28 protein-coding genes are annotated in these 24553 nt (G+C 63.8%); 15 read left to right on the top strand and 13 right to left on the bottom strand.

The genetic code is table 11. From position 1 onward, the window contains the following. Positions 1–36: 36 nt before the first annotated feature. Entirely contained in the window at positions 37–1926 is a 1890-nt protein-coding gene (gene mdoH, locus ACZ2HM_RS17550; protein ID WP_470426882.1) for a glucans biosynthesis glucosyltransferase MdoH, read from the top strand. Positions 1927–1928: 2 nt separating this feature from the next. Here mdoH and ACZ2HM_RS17545 read toward each other — a convergent pair whose 3' ends face one another. From ACZ2HM_RS17545 to ACZ2HM_RS17510, 8 genes are all read right to left on the bottom strand, one after another. Beyond that, positions 1929–2657 (bottom strand): sigma-70 family RNA polymerase sigma factor, encoded by a 729-nt coding sequence (locus ACZ2HM_RS17545; protein WP_037477053.1) that lies wholly within the window; start codon positions 2655–2657, stop codon positions 1929–1931. 14 nt (positions 2658–2671) lie between these two features. Continuing rightward, a complete protein-coding gene (flhA, locus tag ACZ2HM_RS17540; protein ID WP_037477050.1) occupies positions 2672–4804 on the bottom strand; it encodes a flagellar biosynthesis protein FlhA in 2133 nt (710 codons plus the stop codon). 9 nt (positions 4805–4813) lie between these two features. After that, a complete protein-coding gene (locus ACZ2HM_RS17535) occupies positions 4814–5632 on the bottom strand; it encodes a lysozyme family protein (RefSeq protein WP_037477048.1) in 819 nt (272 codons plus the stop codon). Positions 5633–5773: 141 nt separating this feature from the next. Then, positions 5774–6082, bottom strand: coding sequence for a hypothetical protein (locus tag ACZ2HM_RS17530; protein WP_069065231.1), 309 nt, complete (start codon positions 6080–6082; stop codon positions 5774–5776). 5 nt (positions 6083–6087) lie between these two features. Further along, positions 6088–6366 (bottom strand): flagellar biosynthesis anti-sigma factor FlgM, encoded by a 279-nt coding sequence (gene flgM, locus ACZ2HM_RS17525; protein ID WP_037477042.1) that lies wholly within the window; start codon positions 6364–6366, stop codon positions 6088–6090. A 46-nt stretch (positions 6367–6412) separates the two neighbouring features. Further along, positions 6413–6973, bottom strand: a complete 561-nt coding sequence (locus tag ACZ2HM_RS17520; protein WP_037477040.1) for a flagella basal body P-ring formation protein FlgA — start codon at positions 6971–6973, stop codon at positions 6413–6415. Positions 6974–7039: 66 nt separating this feature from the next. Further along, a complete protein-coding gene (locus ACZ2HM_RS17515) occupies positions 7040–7543 on the bottom strand; it encodes a flagellar motor protein MotB (protein WP_037477037.1) in 504 nt (167 codons plus the stop codon). Beyond that, positions 7540–8208 (bottom strand): motility protein A, encoded by a 669-nt coding sequence (locus ACZ2HM_RS17510; protein WP_037477035.1) that lies wholly within the window; start codon positions 8206–8208, stop codon positions 7540–7542. The genes ACZ2HM_RS17515 and ACZ2HM_RS17510 overlap by 4 nt, the downstream gene beginning before the upstream one ends. A gap of 255 nt (positions 8209–8463) precedes the next feature. Here ACZ2HM_RS17510 and flgB point away from each other — a divergent pair, with 255 nt between their 5' ends. From flgB to ACZ2HM_RS17440, 14 genes are all read left to right on the top strand, one after another. Beyond that, positions 8464–8826, top strand: coding sequence for a flagellar basal body rod protein FlgB (flgB, locus tag ACZ2HM_RS17505; protein WP_037477033.1), 363 nt, complete (start codon positions 8464–8466; stop codon positions 8824–8826). Between the two features lie 2 nt (positions 8827–8828). After that, on the top strand, positions 8829–9239 hold the full coding sequence (gene flgC / locus ACZ2HM_RS17500) for a flagellar basal body rod protein FlgC (protein WP_037477031.1): 411 nt from the start codon (positions 8829–8831) through the stop codon (positions 9237–9239). Then, a complete protein-coding gene (locus ACZ2HM_RS17495; RefSeq protein ID WP_037477030.1) occupies positions 9236–9895 on the top strand; it encodes a flagellar hook assembly protein FlgD in 660 nt (219 codons plus the stop codon). Before flgC ends, ACZ2HM_RS17495 begins: the two co-directional genes overlap by 4 nt. A 47-nt stretch (positions 9896–9942) precedes the next feature. Continuing rightward, positions 9943–10788: a flagellar hook-basal body complex protein gene (locus ACZ2HM_RS17490; RefSeq protein WP_037477029.1), complete on the top strand. Its 846-nt coding sequence runs from the start codon at positions 9943–9945 to the stop codon at positions 10786–10788. Positions 10789–10814: 26 nt separating this feature from the next. Further along, on the top strand, positions 10815–11558 hold the full coding sequence (locus ACZ2HM_RS17485) for a flagellar basal body rod protein FlgF (protein WP_037477028.1): 744 nt from the start codon (positions 10815–10817) through the stop codon (positions 11556–11558). 83 nt (positions 11559–11641) lie between these two features. Further along, positions 11642–12430, top strand: coding sequence for a flagellar basal-body rod protein FlgG (gene flgG, locus ACZ2HM_RS17480; protein ID WP_310223187.1), 789 nt, complete (start codon positions 11642–11644; stop codon positions 12428–12430). 42 nt (positions 12431–12472) lie between these two features. Then, a complete protein-coding gene (locus ACZ2HM_RS17475; protein ID WP_237748920.1) occupies positions 12473–13117 on the top strand; it encodes a flagellar basal body L-ring protein FlgH in 645 nt (214 codons plus the stop codon). Positions 13118–13287: 170 nt separating this feature from the next. Then, positions 13288–14364 carry a flagellar basal body P-ring protein FlgI gene (locus tag ACZ2HM_RS17470; protein ID WP_470426881.1) on the top strand — a complete coding sequence of 359 codons (1077 nt, stop codon included), beginning with the start codon at positions 13288–13290 and terminating at the stop codon, positions 14362–14364. Continuing rightward, a complete protein-coding gene (locus ACZ2HM_RS17465) occupies positions 14364–14669 on the top strand; it encodes a rod-binding protein (protein WP_470426880.1) in 306 nt (101 codons plus the stop codon). The genes ACZ2HM_RS17470 and ACZ2HM_RS17465 overlap by 1 nt, the downstream gene beginning before the upstream one ends. After that, entirely contained in the window at positions 14666–16003 is a 1338-nt protein-coding gene (flgK, locus tag ACZ2HM_RS17460) for a flagellar hook-associated protein FlgK (protein ID WP_470425824.1), read from the top strand. The genes ACZ2HM_RS17465 and flgK overlap by 4 nt, the downstream gene beginning before the upstream one ends. An 18-nt stretch (positions 16004–16021) precedes the next feature. Then, a complete protein-coding gene (locus ACZ2HM_RS17455; RefSeq protein WP_037477020.1) occupies positions 16022–16867 on the top strand; it encodes a flagellin in 846 nt (281 codons plus the stop codon). A gap of 102 nt (positions 16868–16969) precedes the next feature. Beyond that, complete coding sequence (gene motA / locus ACZ2HM_RS17450; RefSeq protein WP_037477018.1) at positions 16970–17833, top strand: flagellar motor stator protein MotA; 864 nt, start codon at positions 16970–16972, stop codon at positions 17831–17833. Positions 17834–17836: 3 nt separating this feature from the next. Next, on the top strand, positions 17837–18889 hold the full coding sequence (locus ACZ2HM_RS17445) for a flagellar motor protein MotB (protein WP_037477016.1): 1053 nt from the start codon (positions 17837–17839) through the stop codon (positions 18887–18889). A gap of 185 nt (positions 18890–19074) precedes the next feature. Further along, entirely contained in the window at positions 19075–19848 is a 774-nt protein-coding gene (locus ACZ2HM_RS17440) for a methyltransferase domain-containing protein (protein ID WP_076605526.1), read from the top strand. On the opposite strand, the gene ACZ2HM_RS17435 is transcribed toward ACZ2HM_RS17440, so the two are convergent. The 5 genes from ACZ2HM_RS17435 to ACZ2HM_RS17415 all read right to left on the bottom strand — a co-directional run bounded on the left by ACZ2HM_RS17435 (position 19845) and on the right by ACZ2HM_RS17415 (position 24478). Then, positions 19845–21197, bottom strand: a complete 1353-nt coding sequence (locus ACZ2HM_RS17435) for a sensor histidine kinase (protein WP_470425823.1) — start codon at positions 21195–21197, stop codon at positions 19845–19847. The genes ACZ2HM_RS17440 and ACZ2HM_RS17435 overlap by 4 nt on opposite strands. Beyond that, entirely contained in the window at positions 21194–21913 is a 720-nt protein-coding gene (locus ACZ2HM_RS17430) for a response regulator (protein ID WP_006956807.1), read from the bottom strand. Before ACZ2HM_RS17430 ends, ACZ2HM_RS17435 begins: the two co-directional genes overlap by 4 nt. A gap of 148 nt (positions 21914–22061) precedes the next feature. Beyond that, entirely contained in the window at positions 22062–22718 is a 657-nt protein-coding gene (locus ACZ2HM_RS17425) for an EF-hand domain-containing protein (RefSeq protein ID WP_037478826.1), read from the bottom strand. 253 nt (positions 22719–22971) lie between these two features. Beyond that, complete coding sequence (locus tag ACZ2HM_RS17420; RefSeq protein ID WP_470425822.1) at positions 22972–24189, bottom strand: argininosuccinate synthase; 1218 nt, start codon at positions 24187–24189, stop codon at positions 22972–22974. 100 nt (positions 24190–24289) lie between these two features. Beyond that, complete coding sequence (locus tag ACZ2HM_RS17415; protein ID WP_470425821.1) at positions 24290–24478, bottom strand: DUF4169 family protein; 189 nt, start codon at positions 24476–24478, stop codon at positions 24290–24292. Positions 24479–24553: the final 75 nt, after the last annotated feature.

Here is a 24553-nt window from a genome sequence, read left to right as displayed (position 1 = left end):
CAGGCCGTTGGGTGAAACGCTATGGGTCTGGATGATATGGGCAATGGACAGGTGCCGGTGGCCGATGCCGCCGCTGAGGACGTGCCGGTGAGTCCGGCCTTCGAACAGCTGCCGCCCGAAAGCCCGATTGCGATGCCGGAGCAGGATTTCAGCGCGCGTCCGCCGCTGATCGTGCCGCGCCGGTTCAATATCGACCTGTGGGCACGGCGCATGCTGGTCGTGCTGCTCGCCCTGATCCCGACTGGCATGGCCGCGCATGAGATGCGCCGTTCGATCGGCCTGGACGGCATTTCCTTGCTGGAGGGCATCTATCTCGCCCTGTTCATTCCGCTGTTCGCCTGGATCGCGTTCGGCTGTGCCACCGCGATCATCGGCTTCCTGCTGCTGACGGTGGGCAAGGGGCGTAGCGTGACGCCGCGCCCGCTGCGCGCGTCGCAGCCGTTGCAGGGCAAGACCGCGATCCTGCTGCCGGTGTGTAACGAGGATTTTCTGGGCGTTCTGGGGCGGTTGTCGATCATGGAGCGATCGCTGGCGCAGGTGATGGGGCGCGAGCGGTTCGAATTCTTCATCCTGTCCGATTCCAACGTGCAGAGCGGCGAGACGGAGCGGGCGGCCTATCTGGAAATGCGCGGGTCTTTCTCCCGCCCCGTTCATTATCGCCGCCGTGCGCGCAATATCGGGCGGAAGCCCGGCAATATCGCCGAATGGGTCGAGCGGTTCGGCGGCGGTTATGATTATATGATCGTGCTGGACGCTGACAGTATCGTCAGCGGCCAGACGATGGCGCGGCTGGCATCTGACATGGAGCGGCATCCGCAGGTCGGGTTGATCCAGACGGTGCCGACCGTGATGGGTGCGGCGACGCTATTTGCGCGCTGGCAGCAATTTGCGAGCCGCCTGTTCGGGCCGATCTCGGCAGCGGGCATGATCTGGTGGGCCGGGTCCGAAGGGATGTTCTGGGGCCATAATGCCATCGTCCGGGTCAAGGCCTTCGCGCAAAGTTGCGGCTTGCCCGAACTGCCCGGTCGTGCTCCGTTCGGCGGGCATATCATGAGCCATGACATGCTGGAGGCGGCGCTGTTGCGACGGCGTGGCTGGGACGTGCATATGGTCACGGCCGACGATAGTTTCGAGGAATTTCCGCCGTCCATGCCCGACCTGTTCACCCGCGACCGGCGCTGGTGTCAGGGCAATATCCAGCATGTGCCCTTGCTTGTGCGGATTGCGGGCCTGCATCCGGTCAGCCGGTTCCAGTTGCTGGTGGGCGCAACGGCCTATTGTACGTCGCCGATGTGGCTGACGTTGATGCTGGTCGTGCTGGGCGGCGGGGCCAGCGGGGTGTGGCCGCCGACCGATGTGCTGCCATCGGGCGGATTGCTGGCGGTGACGGCCTTCCTGCTGTTCGGGCCGAAGCTGTTGGCGATGCTATGGGCCTTGCTCGACCCGGCGCGGCGGATCGGCTTTGGCGGCGCAGCGCGGATGACGCGCGGCGTGATCGTGGACATCATCCTGTCGATCCTGATGGCGCCGGTCGCGATGCTGACCCAGACGATCAACCTGTTCGGCATATTGATGGGCCGCAAGAGCAGTTGGAACGGGCAGACCCGCGACCGCGACGGCATGGCGATCGGCAGCGCCATCTGGCTGTTCAAATGGCATATCTTGCTGGGCGCGCTGCTGTTGGCGCTGGCGATCCAGGCGGGTAGCGGGATCGGCTGGATTATTCCGGTGACGGCGGGGCTGTTCCTTGCGCCCGTGCTGGCGGCGGTTACCGCGCGCAAGGATCTGGGGCGCAGGGCCGAGGCAAGCGGGCTGTTCCAGGTCGCCGATCCCTGGTGGCGCACGCAAAGCTATCGGCCGTTGCGGTTCCGCTGGCCCAATGGCGAGGAACGACGGGTCGGACGGTTGGCGGCGAACGACGAATAGGGTCAGTCCCAGTCGCGCAGTTTCTCGCGCAGCTTGTCGAGCGCGGCCTTCTTGATCTGGCAGACGCGCGCGGCGCCGATGTCCAGCGTGTGGCCGATTTCCTCCAGATTCAGTTCCTCGACGAAATAGAGTTGCAGCACCAGTGCCTCGCGCTGGGGCAGTTCGCCGATGCAGGCGGCGAGCGCCTTCTTGAGCGATTCGCGTTCCATCAGGTCGTCGGCACGATCCTCGACATCGGCGAACCACATGGACTGGTCAGAATAGACCTCATCCATGCTGGTGTGCTGGACCATTTCGACGCTGTCGGCGAGTTCGCGATAGTCGGACGGGTCAAGGCCCATTTCGGCGGACATTTCCGCTTCGGTCGGTAGCCGTCCAAGCGTCTGTTCCAAGCCATTGCGACACGCGGCAAGTTGCTTGCGCTTGGCCATGGCGGAGCGGCAGATGGTCGCCTGCCGCCGCAGATGGTCGATCATCGCGCCGCGCACGCGCAATTGGGCATAGGCGGCAAAGCCGAAGCCGCGATCCTCGAAACTGTTGGCGGCCTCGACCAGCGCGAGCATGCCGATCTGGAGCAAGTCCTCCACCTCGATCGCGCTCGAAACGCGGCCATGGACGTGCCAGGCGATCTTGCGCACCAGCGGCATATATTGGCGGGCGAGCCGCTCCGGGCTGTTTTCGCCGGGCTTGGCATAGGTGTGGGCGCCGGCCGCGATCTTGTTCATATACATGGCTCAGCCTCCTTTCAGGCGACTCGTTCGCGCGCTTGCTCGTGGCGGGGTGCCGGGTCGTGGCGGGGCGTGGGGCGCTGTTCGCCGCCCACGACCGCGACCACTTCGACACCCTTGCCATCGGGAATTTCGAGGAAGGACAGCACTGGCGTTTCGGGCAGATGCGGCTTGAACAAGCGCGCCAGCGCGCGCCTGGCCAGTGGCGAGGTGACGATGGCGAAGTTGCGCGCCTGACCCAGCAGCGGGCGGGCGGCCTGCACCACCGCTTCGACGATGCGGTTGGCGAGTGCGGGTTCGATCGGGTGGCGAGCGTCGCCCGCCACGCGCATCGCCTGCGCCAGCATCGCTTCGAGGTCGCCATCGAGCGTGATGACCGGCAGCGGCATTTTGACGGGGACCAGCCCCTGGATGATGAGCGCGCCGATCCGCTGGCGCACGGCCTCGACCAATTGTTCGTGGCTCATGTCCGGCCGGGCGGCGTCGACCATGGCTTCGCAGATACGGCGGAAATCCTTGAGCGCGATGCCTTCGGACAGGAGGGCGCGGCAGAGCGCGCTGATCTGGGTGAGGCTGAGCGTGGCGGGCGTCAGGCCTTCGACCAGTTGCGGCGCGGCGTCCTTGAGCGTGTCGAGCAGCTTGCGCGCTTCGTCCAGGCCGAACATTTCGGCGGCGTTCATGGCGATGAGCTGGTTGAGGTGGGTTGCCACCACGGTCGGCGGATCGACCACGGTATAGCCCGCGATCACGGCTTCGCTGCGCTTGGCCTGCGAAATCCAGACGGCATCAAGGCCGAAGGTCGGGTCTTTGGTCGGGCGACCGACGACCACATGTTCGAGCGCACCGCTGTCGAGCGCGAGCAGATCGTCGGGCCAGATTTCATCCTCGCCCACCACGACACCGGCGATGGTGATGCGATATTGATTGGGTTCGAGCGCCAGATTGTCCTTCACCCGCACCATCGGCACGACGAAGCCCAGTTCCTTGGACAATTGGCGACGGATGCCGGTGATCCGCGCCATCAACGGCGCGCCCTTGCGCTCATCGACCAGGGCAATGAGGCCATAGCCGATTTCGAGGCCCAGGATTGCGCCGTCCGACACGTCATCCCATTCGATCACGGCCGGATTGGGCGCGGGGGCGACTGGCGCAGGTTCAGCGGCTTTAGCCTGGCTGGCCTTGCGCAAGTGCCAGGCGATGCCCCCCGCCACCGCGGCGGCGGACAGGATGATGAGATGCGGCATGCCGGGCAGGACGCCCAGAAAGCCGAGGATCGCGGCGACCGGCACCCAGGCGCGGCCCGACCCGAATTGCCCCGCAATCTGGCCACCCAGATCCTGCTCGCTCTTGACGCGGGTGACGATGGAGGCGGCGGCGATCGACAGCAGCAGAGCAGGAATCTGCGCCACCAGCGCGTCGCCGATCGCGAGGATGATATAGGTCTGGGCCGCTTCGCCGATGGCGAGGCCATGGCTGACGACGCCCAGGATGATGCCGCCGATGATGTTGATGACGAGGATCAGGATGCCCGCGACCGCATCGCCCTTCACGAACTTGCTGGCACCATCCATCGAGCCGTAAAAGTCGGCCTCGGTCGCGACTTCGACGCGGCGGAGCTTGGCTTCTTCCGGCGTCATCAGGCCGGCATTGAGGTCGGCGTCGATCGCCATCTGTTTGCCGGGCAAGGCGTCCAGGGTGAAACGCGCCGACACTTCGGACACGCGGCCCGCGCCCTTGGTGATGACGACCAGGTTGATGATCATCAGGATGGCGAAGACGAAGATGCCGACGACATAGTCGCCGCCGATCAGGAAATGGCCGAACGCTTCGATCACTTGCCCGGCCGCATCCGAGCCTTCATGGCCCGACACCAGCACGACGCGGGTGGAGGCGACGTTGAGCGCGAGGCGCAGCAGCGTGGCGAACAGCAGCACCGTCGGGAAGCTGGAAAAATCGAGCGGCTTGGCGGCGTTCAGCGCCACCATCAGGACCGCGAGGCTGATCATGATATTGGTGATGAAGCCAATATCCAGCATGACCGCCGGAACGGGGACCATCATGAACAGCACGACCATCAGCGTCGCAAAGGGCAGCACCGCCCCCTGGACGGCGCTCATCCAGATCTTCGCTTTGACTTGGGTGGGAGTCATGAGGAGCCGTTACCTTCCGAGGGTGGCGAGCATGAGATAGGCGAGGCGCGCAGTCTGCGGCTGGGGCCGGATGCCGACATCGACCTGTTCGCTGAGGCGCTGGGTTTCGATCCGCACATAATCGGCGGGCTGGACCGTCTTGGCGCCCGATGGCAGCGCGGCGGCGGCATATTGCACCTCACCGCCGAGGCTGCCGGAGCTTTTTTCGAGCTTCGCGGCGAAACGGTCGCGAATGTCGGCGAAGCTGCGCGCGCTGCCTGACCGGTCGTAGAAGATCGACCGGTTGGCGCGCGCGGCGGCGGGAAAGAGCGAAGCGGCGGTGGCACCGGGCGCGCGATCATGGACCGAGAGGAATTTGCTGGCACCGCCCACGCCCAGAAAATGGGCAAGATAAAGATCGACCGGTTCGGCTTCGCGACCGAGCTTCTGTTCCAGATAGGCCTTGTTGTCGGCGGCGTGCTGCGCGGCCATGACCGAGGCGGTTTCGGGATGTTTGCGCAGGTCGAGTATCTGCTGGCGCAGTTGCGGGTCCGCCACATGATAGCGGCCGTTGCTGCTCTGGCTGATCGCGTCGGATGCCCAGCCAAGCCCATAGTCGCTGCCATGCTTGTCGATGACGGCGAGCCAGCTTTGGTCGATGAATTGATAAAGGCCGGTCGCTGACGATGTCGTGGCGCGCGCGGAGGGATTAAGGCTGCTTTCGATCTTCGCCTGACCCAGCAGATAGGAGAAGTCGACACCGGTGCGGCGGCTCGCCATGGCGATCGCGTTGGTCACGCGATTGCCCGTCGATGTCGCCCCGGTAGTGATGTCTGCGAAAGCCGACACTTGACCCTATTCCCCAATCATTGCGGGGATCATTAGAGCAAGGCTTGTGCCAAGATTTGGTTAACGCGGCGTCAGGAAATTTGGCCCGCAACGCAAAACGGCACCTTTCGGTGCCGTTTTAGGGAAAACAGGAAATAAAGTTCAGCGGCCGTAGGTCAGCGGCGCGTGGGTCGATCCATGGGCGGCGAGCATGGCAAGCCTTTGATTCGCATGGTCGGCCAGCAGGCTGACGCGCACGCGGGCGCTTTCGAGCAAGGGCAGCATGGCGTTCAGCCGTTCGATCACGATCGGTTCGGAGCGCCATGCGCCAACACCGCGCACGGCGGCGGCGGCCCGGCTGACGCGGTTGCTCGCCAGTTCGATGGCAACGGCATCGGTGCCGTCCAGCACATCGCGCAGATCCTCGAACGCTTCGAACAGGTCATCCAGCGCGGCGAGCCCCAGCGGCATGATCGTTACCCCGCAGCAGACAGGTCGAGCGCGACCATGCGATCAGCGATCGCGGCGGCATCGACCGGATAATTGCCCGAAGCGATCGCCGCCTTGATCGCGGCGATACGGTCCATATCGACCGGCGCGCCTTCTGCCGCCATGCGCGCAGCGGGGCTGGCAGAAGTCGACGCGAGTGACGCCGTCGCTGAACCGGTGGTCGAAGACGCGCGCGTCTTGCCCCCTTCGCGCAGGCGGGTCGCCTCTATGGCAGCACTGATGCTTTGGCCGACAGATTTGATCATTGGCTTCAATCCTTCACTCGTCCCTATAGGCGTATAACGGACAAGTTCAAAAATCCTTAAACCCCGGAACGCGCACTAGGCCCATTTCCACGACCTGGGCCAAAATGGGGGCGGCGCGCTTGTCTTCGCGGACGCGGATCGTGTCGCCGACCGCGCCATCCTCATCCGCGATCATGCCGCGTGAGACGTTGAAGAGCGCGTTGCCGGCGATCAGTTGCACCGGATCGCCCTTGCGCACGACGTTTTCTTGGGGCGTGGCGCGGGCGGCGGGCGTGAAGCGGCTGGCCGTGCGCGGCACTGGTCCCGATGCGGCGGCCGATGCACCTGCAACGAGCGGCACGCGGATGCGCCAGCCGAGCGATTCGCATTTGACCATCGCCGCGCCGAACACCGGGCCTTCGACCTTGGGCATCGTCGGGCAGGCGGCCAGTTTCAGGCGGCGATCCACCGGGGCCATCGGCCCACCCGGTTCGCCGAGATTGGCACCCACCGACATGGCGACGAGGCTGTCGATGCGATCGAGATTTTCGAACCGCTGCTGCGCCTGCACGGGCGCGGTGCCAAGCAGCGCAGCGGTGGCGAGAAGGAACGGATAAGCGCGAGGCACGGCATGTCTCCTGACAAGGTCGGCGGTTCTATGTCGGGATTTTCAGCAATATCCGTGCCAAGTTGGTTAACGTGCGTCCGTCTGCCCCGGCGCAATGCGGATCACCTGCCCCTGCCCGCTTTTGCCGTCGGACTGGTCGAGGCCGCGGATCAGCAGCCGATCCTGCGCGATGCCATCCAGTTTCAGCGCGCGGGCGACGGCGCCAAGGCGAGCTGCGGCCAGATCCCAATCATCGAAGCGCTGGTGGGCGCGGTCGGAGCCGCGACTGCGTATCTCGACGCCGCCCGGCTCGCTTGCAAAGCGGCGGGCGATGGCGGAGAGGCGCGCCTGACCCTGCCGCGTGAGCAAGGCTTCGCCCGGCTCGAACAGATCGGCCGCGCGCAATTCCACGCCCGGCCGCATCGCCCGGCCGCCAAATTGCTGGGCGACGCCCGCCAGCACGACATCGCGCCGCGCGCCGCTCGCCTGCAACAGCACGAAGAAGGCGAGCAGCAGCAGCAGCAGATCGGCAAAGCTGACGGCCCAGCGATTGCGCCGGGCGACAGCGGTGGTGGTGGCCGTGCCGGTCATGCGACTTCGCGTATCGCGCCGCGCCGGATCGGCGCATTTTCGCGCCGCGCGATCGCCAGCATCCGCGTCACCGCTTCGCGCTGCCAGGCGAGCTCCTGTTCGGACAGGTCGATGAGGCGCGCAGCAATCGGCGCAGCGACGACATTGGCGATCACGACGCCGTAGAAGGTGGTGAGCAGCGCGAGCGCCATGGCTGGCCCCAGCGCGGCGGGATCGTCCATGGCCGCGAACATGCCGACGAGGCCGATGATGGTGCCGGCCATGCCGAGGGCCGGCGCGGCATCGGCGATCGACAGCCATGCCTTATGCACCGCGCCGTGGCGCTGCGCCCGGTCGGCGAGCGCCTGGCCCGCCCAAAGTTCGAACTGGTCGGTGCGGTCGCAATTGGCAAGCTTACGCGCGGCGTCGGTCAGGAAGGGCGAGGCGGTCTTGACGCGATCGGCGCAAGCAAGGCCACGCAACTGCGCCACCTGGTCGATCTTGAGCATGGTAGCGCGGGCCGCGTCGCGGTCGCGCGCGGGATCGGCCGTGACCAGCGGACGCAGCGCCAGCATCGCCCGCCCCAGCGGCCCCGCGCCGTTCTGGAACAGAGCGACCAGCAGGACGCCTGCAATTATTGCGAGCAGCGTCACGGGATCGAATAAATGGCCTATAATAGTGATCATATATGCCTGTCCCCATAGGCCCGTAGTGCGACGGCAAGATGCTGCCGCAGCCCGGCAATTTTTTGCCGCCCTTGCCGCCTTCACCCGCAAAAGCCCAGATTTCCGGGCATTTCCACCTTGCCGTTGCGTCACCCACGCAAATTGGCACGGCTCTTGCTGATTTCAGGCTGGATCACCCGCAATGGACGCCATCAGGGGTCAGAACGGCGGGGGAAACGAAACTTTTAGGGCCAGCAGGCAAAAAGGGCAGGATCAGTGGAAGACGGTTTGTTCGGCATTCATGGAAAGGCGCTGGCGCTTCGCTCGCAGCGGCTGTCCCTGTTGGCGTCCAACATCGCCAACGCATCGACCCCCGGCTACAAGGCGCGCGACATTGATTTCGACGCGGCGCTGCAAAAAGCGACGACGCAGGCGAGTGGCAATGCCGCCGACGTGTCCAAGGCGGTCGATGACGCCATGGGCTATCGCGTGCCGCTGCAGCCCAGCCTCGACGGCAATACCGTCGAGTTGAGCACCGAACAGACGCTATTTGCCGAAAATGCGGTCAAATATCGCACCACCCTCTCCTTCCTTGAGGGTCGCATCAACACCATCAACCGTGCGCTCAGGGGAGAATGAGCATGAGTGGCTCTGGTCCCATGAACATATTCGACATCGCCGGGCGCGCCATGAGCGCGCAACTGGTGCGGCTGAATACCACCGCGTCCAACATGGCCAATGCGGGCAATGTCACGGGTAGCGCAGCCGAGGCCTATCGGGCGATCAAGCCGGTCTTCACGTCGGTCACCGACAGCCCCGGCATGGCGAGCGTCAAAGTGTCGGAGATCGTCACCACCAAGGCCGAGCCGACGAAGCGGCATGACCCCAATCATCCGCTGGCGGACGCCAATGGCGATGTGTGGGAAGCGGCGGTGGATAGCAATGCGGAGCTGATCGACATGATCGAAACGTCCCGCATGTACCAGAATAACGTGCAGGTGCTGAACACCGCCAAATCCCTGATGCTCGAAACCATAAGGATCGGCAAATGAGCACCACCTCCACCATCACCGATACCGCCGGGCTATCGGTCTATAATCCCAATGCGAAGGTCGGCACCGGCAAGTCGGAAATGGGCCAGGCCGATTTCCTGCGCCTGCTCACCGCGCAGATGCAGACGCAAGACCCGTTCGAGCCAGTCAACAACGCCGAGATGGTGTCGCAGATGGCGACCATCACCAATTCGAGCGGCATCGCCGAAATGAACGCGACGCTCAAGAATCTGGCCGCCGATTTGGGCGGCACAAGGCTGGGCGATGCGGCAAGCTGGATCGGCAAGTCGATGCTGGTGCAGAGCAATATCGCAGCCCCCGATGCCAGCGGACTGTATGCCGGGCAGATCACCCTGCCCCAGGCCACGGAGGGAGCGAGCATCAGCCTGGTCGATGGCAGCGGCAATGTCGTCAAGACGCTCGACCTTGGCGCGCAGCCGGCCGGCGACGTGACCTTCTACTGGGACGGCAAGAATGACGCGGGCGAGACCATTGCCACGTCCGCGCTGCAGGTGAAGGTCAATGGCGCAACGCCGAGCCGGGTCGCCACCTGGGCCACCATTGCCGCGGTCCAGTCACCCGCTGACGGATCCTCTTCCAAACTCATTACCGCGCTCGGCAGCTACAGCCCGTCCGACGCGATCAGCCTGATGTAATCTCACCCCCCTTTTTCTTCTTTCCTTTTCACCCAGGGAGCAACGCCATGTCCTTCTATATCTCGCTGTCCGGCCTCAAGGGTGCCCAGACCGATCTGGCCACCATTTCCAACAATGTCGCCAACGTCAATTCGACCGCCTTCAAAAAGAGCAAGGTGCAGTTCGGCGACATTTTTGCAGCCGCCCCCATGCAGACGACCAGTCAGGTCGCAGGGCAAGGCGTGCGCGTGCAGGGCATCGCCCAGCAGTTCACGCAGGGGACGATCGAAACCACCGACAAGACGCTGGACCTTGCCATCACCGGCGAAGGCTATTTCACCGTCAAGGCACCGGACGGCACTGTCAGCTACACCCGCAATGGCGCCTTTGCCGTCGATGACAACCGCTATGCCGTCGATACCACCGGATCGCGCATTCAGGTGTTCGCGGTTGACTCCGAAACCGGCGCGCTGACCACGCCGCCTTCTTCGTCGAGCAGCCCGGCCGATCTCACCGATCTGCAAATCCCGACCACCTATCTGGGCGTGGATGGCGGGGCGCAGCTCACCAGTGTCGGCGTGGCCAAGAACGGTCTTGTTTCGGCGATTTATGCCGATGGCAGCACCGCCTATCTGGGCCAGGTCGCCATGGCGTCGTTCAACAGCCAGGAAGGTCTGCGGCAGGAAGGCGACGCGCACTGGTCCTCCACCGTTGCGAGCGGCAACCCGATCCTGGGCACTGCCAATACCGGCATGTTCGGCGCGGTCAACAGCGGGTCGCTGGAACGCTCGAACGTCGACATCACCGAGGAACTGGTGGCGCTGATTTCCGCGCAGCGCAATTTCCAGGCGAACAGCAAGGCGATCGAGACAGCCAACACGCTGACCACCACCATCGTCAACATGCGTACCTAAGCATCCAACGGTAGAAGGCTTCGTCCATGGACCGGCTCGTCAACACGGCACTTACGGCAATGCGCGGCGCGATGGCGCGGCAGGCGTCGATCGCGAACAACCTCGCCAACGCCAACACCATCGGCTTTCGCGCAGAGATTGCCAATGCCGAGACGCGCTGGCTCCAGGGCGATACCTTCGACACACGGGCGCAGGCATCCGAACAGGTCATTGCCGCCAGCATGGAGGGCGGCGCCGTCACCGCCACGGGCAATCCGCTCGACGTGGCGATGAACGGCGACGCGCTGCTGGCCGTGCAGGGCGCGGATGGCAGCGAAGCCTATACCCGCCGGGGTGACCTCAAAATCTCCGACAGCGGCCTGCTGACCACCGGCGATGGTTTGCCGGTTTTGGGCGCGGGTGGACCGATCACCCTGCCCCAGCTCGACAGCGTGTCGATCGCGCAGGATGGCAGTATCTGGGGCGTGCCGCAGGGCGGCGACCCGGCCAATCCGCAACTTGTCGATGCGCTCAAGCTGGTCAGCCCGGTCGGGTCCGGCATCGCCAAGGGCACCGATGGCCTGTTCCGCGAAGTAAATGGCGGCGCGCTGCCGCCAGACCCGCTGGCGTCGGTCACGGCCGGGTCGATCGAGGGGTCGAACGTCAATGCGACCAAGGCGCTGGTGCAGATGATCGAGGCGAGCCGCGCATTCGAAACGCAGGTCAAGCTGATTGATACCGCCAAACAGATGGATGATGGCGGCGCGTCGCTGATGCGGCTCGATAGCTGAAAAATATAGTCAACATTGGCACGCATCTTGCTGTGTCTGACGCATAAGCACCCCCTTGGGGATGCCGCACGGAGAAATGAACGATGAGCAACGCCGCCCTTCATGTCGCCCGCACCGGCCTTGACGCGCAGAACACGAAGATGCGCGTGATCGCCAACAATCTGGCGAACGTCAACACTACCGGCTTCAAGCGCGACCGCGCCGATTTCGAAACGCTCGCCTATCAGCAGATGATCGCGGCAGGCGCCAATTCGGACAGCGAAAACAAGTTCGCGACCGGCCTGAACCTGGGGTCGGGCGTCTCGCTGCAGGGCACGAGCAAGATCAACACGCAGGGCACGTTGAGCCAGACCGGCAATGCGCTGGACATGGCGATCGAAGGCTCCGGCTTCTTCCAGATCCAGCGCCCGGACGGCTCCATCGCCTATACCCGCGCGGGCAATTTCAGCGTCACCGCCGAAGGTAATGTCGTCACCAGCGACGGCCTTCCGCTGATTCCGCAGATCACCGTGCCCGAAGGCGCGACGTCGGTGACGGTCGGCAATGACGGCACGGTGTCTGCGACCTTGCAGGGCGAGGCGGAACCCACACAGCTTGGCCAGATCGAACTGGCGACCTTCATGAACGCGGCAGGATTGCAATCAATCGGCGGCAACCTGCTCGCCGAAAGCGCGGCCAGCGGCGTGCCGCAGATTGGTGTCGCGGGGCTGGAAGGGCGCGGGTCGATCCGGTCGGGCAGCCTGGAAACGTCGAACGTAAATATCGTCGAGGAACTGGTCGAGATGATCGAGACGCAGCGCGCCTATGAGGTCAACAGCAAGATGATCAAGGCGACCGACGAAATGCTCCAATACGTCAATCAGAATATGTGATCTGGGATGACACGCTTTCCTATAGTCACTCTGGCTGGCCTCATGGCCCTGACCCTCACCTCCTCCCCTGCGCTGGCGGGGAAGAAGCGCGATGCCGAGCGCGCCCATTATGCGCCGACCGTCATCGCGCAGCCGCCCGTGGCGCAGGCCAATGGGTCCATCTTCCAGACATCGGTTGGCTATACACCGCTGACCAGCGGCGCACGGGCCACCACGGTCGGCGATATCATCACCATCGTCCTCGTCGAACGGACGCAGGCAACCAAGCGGAACAGCGCCGATACCAGCCGCAACGGCAATATCGGCCTGACACCGCCGACCACCGGCATCCTGTCCAAGGCCTTTTCGCCCAGCGATGTGGCGATGGGCGGCCAGAATAATTTTGCAGGCCAAGGCGGCGCAACCCAGTCCAACGCCCTGTCTGGCGAGATCACCGTGACGATCGCGGCGGTCTATCCCAATGGCACCATGCTGGTGAAGGGCGAGAAGGCGCTGACGCTCAATCGCGGCGACGAGTTCATCCAGATCAGTGGCCTCGTCCGTCAGGCCGACATCAGCCCGGACAACCGCATCGCCTCGACCCGCGTGGCCGATGCCAAGATCATCTACACCGGCAAGGGCGAGATCGCCCGCGCCAGCAAGCAAGGCTGGTTGCAGAGCTTCTTCTCGATGATCAGCCCCTTCTGATGGAGAGCATCGTGAAAAGCATCTTCGATCGCGTCGCCTCCATCCTCCCCTTGCAGGGGAGGTGGCAGGGCGTAGCCCTGACGGAGGGGTGTCGCCCTATCGAGGGGGTGACACCCCTCCACCGGCTTCGCCGGTCCCCCTCCCCTTTCAGGGGAGGATTTTTCAGTGCGCTGTTCGCGAGCCTGTTCCTGATCGCCACCCCGGCACAGGCTGAGCGGGTCAAGGATCTGGGGACGTTTCAGGGCATCCGCCCGAACCAGCTCACCGGCTATGGCATCGTCGTGGGCCTGGCGGGTACGGGCGACGACAGCCTGCAATATGCGACCGAGGGCATGAAGGGTGTGGTTTCGCGCTTTGGCCTGACCTTGCCGCAGGGCATCAATCCCGCGCTCAAAAATGCGGCCGCGGTGCTGGTGACGGCGGATTTGCCCGCCTTTGCCAAGCCCGGCCAGCGGCTCGACGTCACGGTGTCGGCGTTGGGCAAGGCCAAGTCGCTGCGTGGGGGCACGCTGATCATGACCCCGCTGCGCGGTGCCGATAACGAAATCTACGCCATGTCGCAGGGCAATCTGGCGGTCGGCGGCCTGGGCGTATCCGGCGCGGATGGCAGCCAGGTGTCGGTCAACATCCCCTCGGCCGGGCGTATCCCCGGCGGTGCGACGGTCGAGCGCGCGGTGGTCACAGGTTTTGATACCGCGCCGACCCTGACCTTCAACCTGGCCGAAGCCGACCTCACCACCGCGCTGCGCGTGGCGGATGGCATCAACCGGGCCTTCGGTGATCGGCGCGCGCGCGCCATGGATGCCGTGTCGGTCGCGATCGACGCCATTCCAGGCGCAGAAGACCGCATTCTGATGATGGGCATGATCGAGAATATCGAGATTTCCCCCGCCGATGCCGCCGCCAAGGTGATCGTCAACGCGCGCACCGGCACCGTCGTCATCAATGGCGCGGTCCGCATCCATCCGGCCGCCGTCGCCCATGGCAAATTGACCGTCAGCGTCAACGAAGCGCCGCGCATCGTCCAGCCCGCGCCGTTCAGCCGAGGCGAGACCGCGGTCGAGCAGCAGAGCGCCATCAGCATCGACGAAGAAAAGAAACCGATGGTCAATTTTAAAGGTGGGGCGTCGCTGGCCGATATAGTGAAGGCGGTCAATGCGATCGGGGCTTCCCCGGCGGACATGGTCGCCATCCTCGAAGCCTTGAAACAGGCGGGCGCAATGAAGGCGGAACTGGTGGTGCTATGATGCAGGTGACAACGACCCCCGCCGCCACGGCGCCATCGGGCGCAGGCACCGCGAACAAGGCTGCGCTGGAAAAGGCAGCGCAGCAGTTCGAGGCGATCTTCCTGCGCCAGATGATCGGCGCGATGCGCTCTGCGAGCCTGGCCGAAGGGATTAGTGATTCCAGCGCAACCGAGCAATTCCAGTCGATGGCCGATTCCCGCACCGCCGACGCGCTGGCGGGCAGCAACAACATGGGCATCGCCCAGTTGCTGATCCGGCAGTTCGGCGAGCGGGTCGCCCCCGCCGCACCGGCCACGGGCGAATGAGCGACCTGTTCATCATCGGTGCGTCCGGCACCCGCGCCTATCGCACCGCCATGGCCGCGATCGCGGAGAATATCGCCAATGCCAGCACGGAAGGCTATACTAGGCGCAGCGTGACGACCGGCGAGTCCGGCGCGTCCACGGCGACGATGGCCTATTACACGGCCCGCGCCAATTTCGGCGGCGTCCAGGTGATGAGCGTGGATCGCGGGGCCGACCCCTATCTCGATGCGACCGTGCGCCTGACCACGATGAACCTCGCCAGTTCGGCCGCACGGCTGCGTTGGCAGGGCGATACCGAGATTGCGCTGAACGACGGCGCCACGGGCATCGGCCAGTTGATGACCGGCATGTTCCAGAATATGGACAAGCTGGCCGCCGCGCCGGGCGATACGTCGCTGCGCGTCACGACGCTGGACAGTATCGGCCGCGTCGCCGATGCGTTCCGCCAGACCGCCGCCGATCTTGATGCCGTGTCCAAGGGGATCGAGGCCGAAGGGCAATCGGTGGTGGGCAGCGCCAATGCGTCGCTGGCCGCGCTGGCCGACATCAACAACAGCCTGCTGCGCGCACAGCCCGGCACGTCCGCCTATGCCCAGTTGCTCGACAGCCGGGACGCGGCGTTGCAGGATCTGAACGAAACGCTGAACGTCGATATCAGCTTCGGCGCGCGGGGCGTGGCCGAGGTCAGCTATGGCGGACAGACGCTGGTGACCGGCAATAGCGCGGCCAGCCTATCGCTCGCCGCCGATGACGATGGTCGCCTGTCGCTCAGCCTGAGCGACGGAACGGCGCTGTCCGCCCCGGCCAACGGGACGCTGGGCGGCCTGTTTTCCGCTGCCGACACGGCCGCCGACCGTGCCGACGATCTCGATACGCTGGCCGAGCAGTTCGTGACCAACATCAACGACTGGCATGCGCAGGGCGTTACCGATGGCGGCGCGGCTGGCGCACCTCTGCTGGCCTTTGGGGGTAGTGCCGCCAGCGTCACGGCCTTGGGGCTTGCGCCCGACGACCTGGCGCTGCGGTCTGGCGACGGGACGCTCAACGGCAATCTGCTGACGGTATCCTCGACCCTGCGCGGCAATGGCAGCGTCGAACAGGGCTGGACCGCGCTGATCGCGACCCAGGCCAATCTGCTGGGCGCGACCAAGGCGGAAAACACCACGGCGCAAGGCCGCAACGACCAAGCCGTCGCGGCGCGCGAGGCGGTGAGCGGGGTCGATCTCGACATGGAAGCGGCCGACCTGCTGCGCATCCAGCAAGCCTATTCGGGCAGCGCCAAGATATTGCAGATGGCGAAAGAGACCATCGATGCGATCCTCCAGATCATCTGACCGGCAAAGGGCTGAACCATGGTAGGCATTACGCACAAGATCATGCTCGCCGAAATCCGGCGGCAACAATCCCTGTCGAAAAGCATCGTCGAGGGGCAGACGGCCGTATCCACCGGCGTCACGCTCAACAAGGCGTCGGACAATGCGCTTGCCTGGGTCCAGGTGTCGGACATCGCCCGCGCCCAGTCGCAACAGGCCGCCTGGCAGGCCAATATCAGCTATGGCACGACCCGCGCCACCAATGCCGAAGCCAATCTGGCCGAAGTCGACACCCTGCTGCAACGCGCGCAGGTGTTGGTGACGTCGGCGCGCAACGGGTCGCTCAACGACACCAGTCGCGCCGCGATATTGGAGGAAATGTCAACGATCCGCACGACGATCGGCGAATTGTTCAACCAGAAGGATTATCAGGGCACGCCGGTCTTCGACGAGGGACAGAGCGTTTTAGTGCCGGTCAGCCGGGGCATGAACCTGGCGGTCGTCGCCACCCGGCAGGAGGTGTCCGAGGGCATTGATGTCGATGGCACGCCGATGTCGATCGACGACATGCTGGGCCAGGCCATGACCGCGCTGGAAGGCAGCGACGATGCGGCCTTGGCGAGTGCGCTCGACGCGGTGAAGACGGGGCAGAGCCATATCGTCGTCGAACAGGCGCGGCAGGGCGTGCGCAGCGACCGGCTGGATGTCATCGGCACGCGGCTGACCGATATCGGCCTTGATTATACCGAGCGGCGCGCGAGCCTGGAGTCGACCAATTTGAGCGAAGTCATTTCCAACGTGTCGGCGCAATTGCTGCAGCTGGAGGCGGCACAGTCCGCTTTTGCCCGGATCAACAAGCAGACGCTGTTCGACCTGATCGGCTAAAAAAACGGCTGTCCTAAAGCTGCCGCTAACCAGTCCGTATTAACCAAGTGACGGACCCTTTTATGGGGTCGATGCCCCAGGGCATATTTTTCGGGGATTACCATGTTAGCAGTCATCGGCCTTGTCGTCCTGTTGGTCATGGTATTTGGCGGGTTCATCATCACCGGCGGCGATATCGGCCCGGTATTGCACGCCCTGCCCCATGAAATGATGATCATCGGTGGCGCGGCCGTTGGCGCTCTGATCATCGGCAATTCGGGTGCCGACCTCAAGGCGTTGGGCGGTGGCCTCGCCAAAGTCTTCAAGGGGCCGCAATATAAGAAACAGGATTTCCTCGATTGCATCTTCCTCGTCAGCAAGCTGATGAAGACGTTGCGGGTCGAAGGGCCGGTGGCGCTGGAACCGCATATCGAAGATCCAGCCAGTTCGACCATCTTCACCGAATATCCGCGCCTGATGAAGGACAAGACGCTGATCCATCTGATCAGCGATACGCTGCGTCTGGTGGTCGTGTCGTCGGGTACGCTCGATCCGCATGCGGTCGAGGATGTGATGGATAACAGCCTCAAGACCCATCATCATGAAGCGATCAAACCCGCCGACAATCTGCAAGGCCTGGCCGACGCCCTGCCCGCGCTCGGCATCGTCGCCGCCGTGCTGGGCGTGGTGAAGACGATGGGATCGATCGACCAGCCGCCCGCCATTTTGGGCGCGATGATCGGTTCGGCACTGGTCGGCACCTTCCTGGGCGTGTTGCTCGCCTATGGCATGGTCAATCCCTTCGCCAACCGGTGCCGCAGCGTGATCGAGGCGGACGGGGCGATCTATCATGTCGTCAAGCAGATCATCGTCGCCTCGCTCCACGGTCACCCGCAACCGCTGGTGATCGAGGCCGCGCGCTCCAGCCTGCCCCATGCGAACCAGCCGGCCTTTGCCGAAGTGTTCGACGGCATGCGGGGCAAATAAGCCGTGGCGGGGGACAAGAAGCGCGGCGCGAACGAGCCGGAACCACGGCCGATCATCGTCAAGAAGATCATCGTGGAGGGCCATGGCGGCCATCATGGCGGCGCGTGGAAAGTCGCTTATGCCGATTTCGTAACGGCGATGATGGCGTTTTTCCTGCTGATGTGGCTGCTGGGCGCGACCACGGAAAAGCAGCGCAAGGCGCTGGCCGACTATTTCACGCCCACGCTGGTCGAACTCAAGATGGCGTCGGCTGGCTCCACCGGGCTGATGGGTGGCGACTCCATCATGGGTAAGGAAAATTACCCGACCACTGGCGGCCAGGGTAATTTGTCGATCACCATACCCAGGGACGCGAGCGGCACCAAGGATCAGGGCGGTAAGGCGATGCGCGCCGCCGACCGGCAGAAGTTCGAATCGATCAAGAAAAAGCTGGAAGCGCAGATGATGCGCAAGGGATTGGAAAAGCTGCGCAAACATGTGCGGTTCACCGAGACGCGCGAGGGGTTGCGCATCGACCTGATCGACGAAGCCGATTTTGCGATGTTCGCGATGGGCACCGACCGGCTGGTGCCGCAGGCCCGCGCGCTGATCAGCGAAGTCGCCACCGCGCTGCAGACCATGCCCAACCTGCTGATCGTGCGCGGCCATACCGATGGCCTGCCTTATGCATCGGGACGGACGATGAACAATTGGCTGCTATCATCCAGCCGCGCCGAATCGACGCGCAAGGCGCTGGCCGACAGCGGCATCGGCAACGCCCGCTTCGCCCGGATCGAGGGCGTCGCCGACCGCGAACCCTTCATCAAGGGCGACAGCTATGACCCGCGCAACCGGCGCATGTCGATCATCCTGGGCTGGACCCGTGGCGGCGACGGTGCGGAGGATGCGGACATGGACGCAGAGACCAAGGCCGCGATCAAGGAACGCGACGATCCGGTGCGCGTCGCCACGGAGCAGGCCAAGAAGCTCGACATGGGCGGCACGGCGCTGCCAAGCGGCGCGGCGCTGATCAACCCGTCAGCGGCGGGAACGTCGAGCAAGCCGGGTCAGCATTGAACGTAGCCGAGCGCTCAACGGGCAGTCTAATGATGGCTCGCTCCTAGGGATCAGTCAATAAGTCGCTCACTGGCACCCGACATGTAGGTACACCGCCGAGAAATTAGTTGTTATCCTATTGATCATGTGTGACCAAGACGGTGAAGTAGCTGAGCACGGATAGATGACGAGCGAAGGGAAACGCTATGGGCGGATTAAGCTCGATTGCGCGAAAACGCCGGGCATTTGCAGAAAATTCCTCTTTCCTAGATGGCAGGTTTCTCGAATTAGGCGCGTTCGACAATCCCATGTTCCGCAAGGAGGATGGGGATAACGTCAAATATGTCGATTGGCACAGCAAGGCGGAACTGATCGAACTGTCCAAGACCAGTCCGAACCGCGATATTTCAAAAATCGTCGATGTCGATTACATCATAAAAAGCAACGAACTATCAAAAGCGATCGGCGATAAATTCGATCTGGTTTGTGCCAGTCATGTGATCGAACATATACCCGATATGTGTCGGTGGTTCGAAGAATTGAGCGCGTTACTGACGCCGCGAGGCCAGATATTCCTCGCCATTCCCGACAAGAGATACACATTTGATTTTTTCCGGCAGATCAGCCGGGCGACCGAATTCGTGCGAGCCTATCGGGAAAAACTCGTCATCCCCAGCATGTGGCAATTGGCCGACCATTTCTATTATCATCAGAAGGTGAATGTCGCCGAGATATGGGCGGGTAAAAATCCGGCGTTTTTTCAGCCCCGCTTCAGTTTGGCGCACGCTTTGGATCTGGCTGAAAGAAAATCCAGTTCCTATACGGACGCCCATTGTTGGGTATTTACATCGGATACATTCTGCCAGTTGATCGATGACCTTCGCAGCAGCGGGATCGTCAATCTTGAGGTGACGAATATCCAGCATCCGCTGGAACAGACCAATGAATTCATGGTCATGCTGCGCAAGACGCCGACCTAAGCAGGCAGCACCAAACTCGCTTCCAGCCCGCCCTCTGCGCGGTTGGTGAGGCGCAGTTCGCCTTGATGTTCGGCCATGATCGCGCGGACCAGCGCGAGGCCCAAGCCCGCCCCGCCCGTCTCGCGATTGCGGGAGCCTTCGAGGCGGGTGAAGGGTTCGAGCATCTCCTCCATCCGGTCCTCGGCAATGCCGGGGCCGTCATCGGCGACGACCAGGCGAATGGAGCCCGCTTCGCGCACCACCGACACATGGGCGCATTCGCCGTAGACGATGGCGTTTTCGATGAGGTTGCGCAGGGCGCGGCGGATCTGTTGCGGTCGCACGAACGCGACGGCACGGTCGCTTTCGGTCATGTCGACGGGCGATTCCAGTTCGATGAAATCTTCCACTACTGCATCGGCGAGTGCGGCGAGATCGACCTTCTGGACTGCTTCGGTGCTGCGTCCCGCGCGGGCGAGCGAGAGAATATCCTCCAGCATCCGGTTCATCTCATCGATGGTTTCGGACATACGTGCGCGTTCGGCATCATCCTCGACCGATTCGGCGCGGACCCGCAGCGAAGCGAGCGGCGTGCGCAGATCATGGCCGATCGCGCCCAGCATCCGGTCCTTTTCGTCCAACATGGCGATGATCCGCGACCGCATGGCGTTGAACGCCATGGTGAGGTCGCGCACGTCGCCCGGCCCGCGTTCGTCCACGGCATCGGCTGCGCCGGTGCGCGCGAATTGCTGCGCCGATCCGGTCAGTTGCTTCAGGGGGCGGGCGAGACGGCTGCCGATCCAGAGCAGTGGCAGGAGGACGATGACATAGAGGATGAGGGTCTGGCCGATCAGCCAGCCGCCAAAGCGGGCTGGACGATCGCCGCTACGGGCTTGCGTGACGACCCATTTGCCCGGTTCATATTCGGCCGCCAGCGTCAGCCGCTCGACGCGATGGTCATGTGGCCGCTCGCCATCGGCGCGCACGCGAATCCGTTCCCAGCGGCGCATCGGCATCACCGCGTCGTCCTGCACCACGCGCACGGTCAGGATGCGCAGGCCGATATCCTCGAACATCGCCGCTGCCCGCTTTTCGATGTCCGGGCGGGCTTCGCCTGTCAGTTGCGGCGCGCCCTGCACGAAGCGCGCCCGCATCCGCGCCGGGCCAGGCCGGCCGGGGCGATCGGGCCGGGTGTCGAGCGCGTCGACCACGCGATAGACGGCGGGCGCGGTCTGCGCGGTCAATTGCAGCCGGATGCGTTCGCGATAGAGCAGGCCGAAATTGATCGCCTGCGCCACGAACAGCGCCAGCGCGACGAGCGCGATGATCTGTCCGACCAGGCTTTGCGGCCAGAGGCGGAGGCGCTTCACAGTTTGCGCACGTCTGCGGAGAGCGTGTAGCCCCCACCCCATACGGTCTTGATCAGCGTTGGATTTTTGGGGTCCGGCTCGATCTTCTTGCGCAGGCGGCTGATCTGATTGTCGATCGCCCGGTCGAAGGCATTGGCCTCGCGCCCCTGGGTGATGTCGAGCAGTTGGTCGCGGCTCAGCACCGAATTGGGGCGGGTGGCAAAGGCCAGCATCAGATTATATTCCGCCGTGGAGAGCGGCAGCGACACGCCCTCACTATCCACCAGCGTACGCTCCTGCGTCTTGAGCAGCCATCCGGCGAAACTGTAATTGGCCCCGTCCGGCGCGGTCACGCGCTGGCCACCGGTGGCGACGCGGCGGAAGATCACCTTGATCCGGGCGACCAGTTCGCGCGGAGAGAAGGGTTTGAGGACATAATCGTCCGCGCCCATTTCGAGGCCCACGATACGATCGGTTTCTTCGGTGCGGGCGGTGAGCAGGATGACGGGGATTTCGCTGGTCTCGCGAATATGGCGGCAGAGCGACAGCCCATCCTCGCCCGGCATCATGATGTCGAGGATCACCATGTCGATCGCATTGGCGTTGAGGCGAATGCGTGCCTCCGCCGCGCTGTCGACGGCGGTGACGCGAAAACCGTTGCGCGACAGATATTGCGCCAGCGGTTCGCGGATCGAACGCTCGTCATCGACGAGCAGGAGGTGGGGTTTTTCGCTCATTGCGCCTGTCTGTCATGGGCGGGAAAAAGTTGGAAGGGCGAAGGCGTGGCGGGGGAGCCAGTCTTCGCCCTTCCGGAAGCGTTCACGAGTCCGGTTCAGGGATGGCAGGGGAATGCCGGGCCTGGACCCGTGAACGGGGGGTGTTCGATCAGTTGGCGGACGGAGCGGCGGCCTTGCGGTCCTTCCAGGCGCTACGCATCGCCTGACGCGCGGCCTTGATTTCGTCGGCGGTCACCTGGCCATCCTTATTGGCGTCGGCCTTGTCGAACATGGCCATCGGTCCGGCCATGAATTCGGCCTTGGTCACGGTGCCATCCTTGTTGGCGTCGCCGCGACCGCCCATCATCTTGCCGCCCTTGCCGGGGCCACCATGATGGCGACCGCCCCAATGGCGGCCCTCCGGCCCGCCGGGCTTGCCCGCTTCGGCGCGTTTGTCTGCTCGCTTGTCAGCCTTGGCCTCCTGCGCGGCGGCCATTTCGGCCTTGCTGATCTGGCCATTCTTGTCGGTGTCCAGCTTGGCAAAGCGCATGTCGAGGCGCTGGGTGCGCATCGCATCGCGATCGGCCTGGGTCAGCTTGCCGTCCTTGTCGATGTCCATCTTGGCGAAGCGCGCTTCCAGCCCGGCGGTCAGTTCCGCCTTCGTGATCGTGCCATCCTTGTTGGTGTCGGCCATCATCATCATGCCGCCACCACGGCCACCACGACCGGGACCATCGCCCGGCTGGGCGAAAGCTACGTGCGACGCGGCGAGGCCGCCGACAAAGAGCGAGCCGAGCGCGACGGTTCCAAAAAACTTGCGGATCATGTCCTGTTCCTTCCAAAGCATCTATGCGGAACGACGTTTCGCCGTCCTTGAAGATGCTTATCGGCCCAATTTGTCCCGCAACTATGTCACAGCACGCATGACTTTGTCGCAACGTGTAACAGGGATGATAGAGATTTTCCCCGGTCGTCATCTCCGCGAAGGCGGAGATCCACCTCCCTACCTCGCATCGTGGGATAGCGCCGGAGATGGATTCCCGCCTTCGCGGGAATGACGAGGTTGGATGAATCCTGCTTTACTGGTCGCGTCGTCCCAGCAGGCGCAGGCGCAGGGCGTTCAGCTTGATGAAGCCCGCCGCGTCGCGCTGGTCATAGGCACCGGCATCGTCCTCGAACGTCACGACCTTTTCGCTGTAGAGCGAGTGCGGCGACTTGCGGCCGACGATATAGACGCCGCCCTTGTAGAGCTTGAGGCGGACCGTGCCGGTGACCTTTTCCTGGCTATGGTCGATCGCGGCCTGCAGCATCTCACGCTCCGGGCTGAACCAGAAGCCGTTGTAGATCAGTTCGGCATAGCGCGGGGCGAGTTCGTCCTTCAGATGCGCCGCGCCGCGATCCAGCGTCACCTGCTCGATGCCGCGATGCGCCAGGTGATAGATGGTGCCGCCTGGCGTTTCATACATGCCGCGCGATTTCATGCCGACGAAGCGGTTTTCGACAAGATCGAGGCGGCCGATGCCATGCTTGCGGCCATAATCGTTCAGCGTTTCAAGCAAGGTCGCGGGGCTCATGGCGACGCCGTTGATCGCGACGCCATCGCCACGCTCGAAATCGATGGTCATATATTCGGGCGCGTCGGGCGCGTCCTCCGGGTTCACCGTGCGCGAATAGACATAGTCGGGGACTTCATCCCATGGGTCTTCCAGCACCTTGCCCTCGGACGAGGTGTGCAGCATGTTCGCGTCGGTCGAAAAGGGGCTTTCGCCGCGTTTGTCCTTGGCGATCGGTATCTGGTTCTTTTCGGCGAATTCGATCAGTTTGGTGCGGCTGGTCAAATCCCATTCGCGCCACGGCGCGATGACCTTGATGTCGGGCGAGAGGGCGTAATAGCCGAGTTCAAAGCGGACCTGGTCGTTGCCCTTGCCCGTCGCGCCATGCGACACCGCGTCCGCGCCGACTTGTCTGGCGATTTCGATCTGGCGCTTGGCGATCAGCGGCCGCGCGATCGACGTGCCGAGCAGATAGAGGCCTTCATAGAGCGCGTTGGAGCGCATCATCGGGAAGACATAGTCCGCCACAAATTCTTCGCGCAGGTCGTCGATGAAGATATGTTCTTCCTTGACGCCCATCAGGCGCGCCTTGGCACGGGCCGGCTCCAGTTCCTCGCCCTGCCCCAGGTCGGCGGTGAAGGTCACCACTTCGCACTGATAGGTCTGTTGCAGCCATTTCAGGATCACGCTGGTGTCGAGGCCACCGGAAAAGGCGAGGACGATGCGGTTGATCTTGTCAGACATGGTGGGCGACTCTTCTGTTCGGGAATGGCGCGGATGATGCGCGCGCCGGTATCAGGCAAGGGGCAAAAGCGCAACCGGAACAGGGTCAGGCCATCTTGGTCTATTCGGGGGTGCGATCTTCCCGATAGGCCGCGTCGACCGCCGCCTCCTGCTTCGCGCGCTGGGCGTCGTCCGCCTGTCGCTGCGCCTTGGTACGGCCGAATTTCGCGCGGTTGGCCTCGGCCTGCTGCGCTTTGTCGTCCCGCGCCTTGGCCTTGCGCGCCTGGCGCAGATTGATCACGTCACCCATCACTGCCCATCCCTATGTTGGCGATGGGCAGCATAGGGCGCATGATCGCGCCTTGCCAAGCGCCGCCTTCCCCCC

The organism is Sphingobium sp. KKT206, assembly GCF_055640555.1.
Note: the sequence above shows the minus strand (reverse complement) of the source record. Positions and strands in the feature narration are given on the sequence as shown.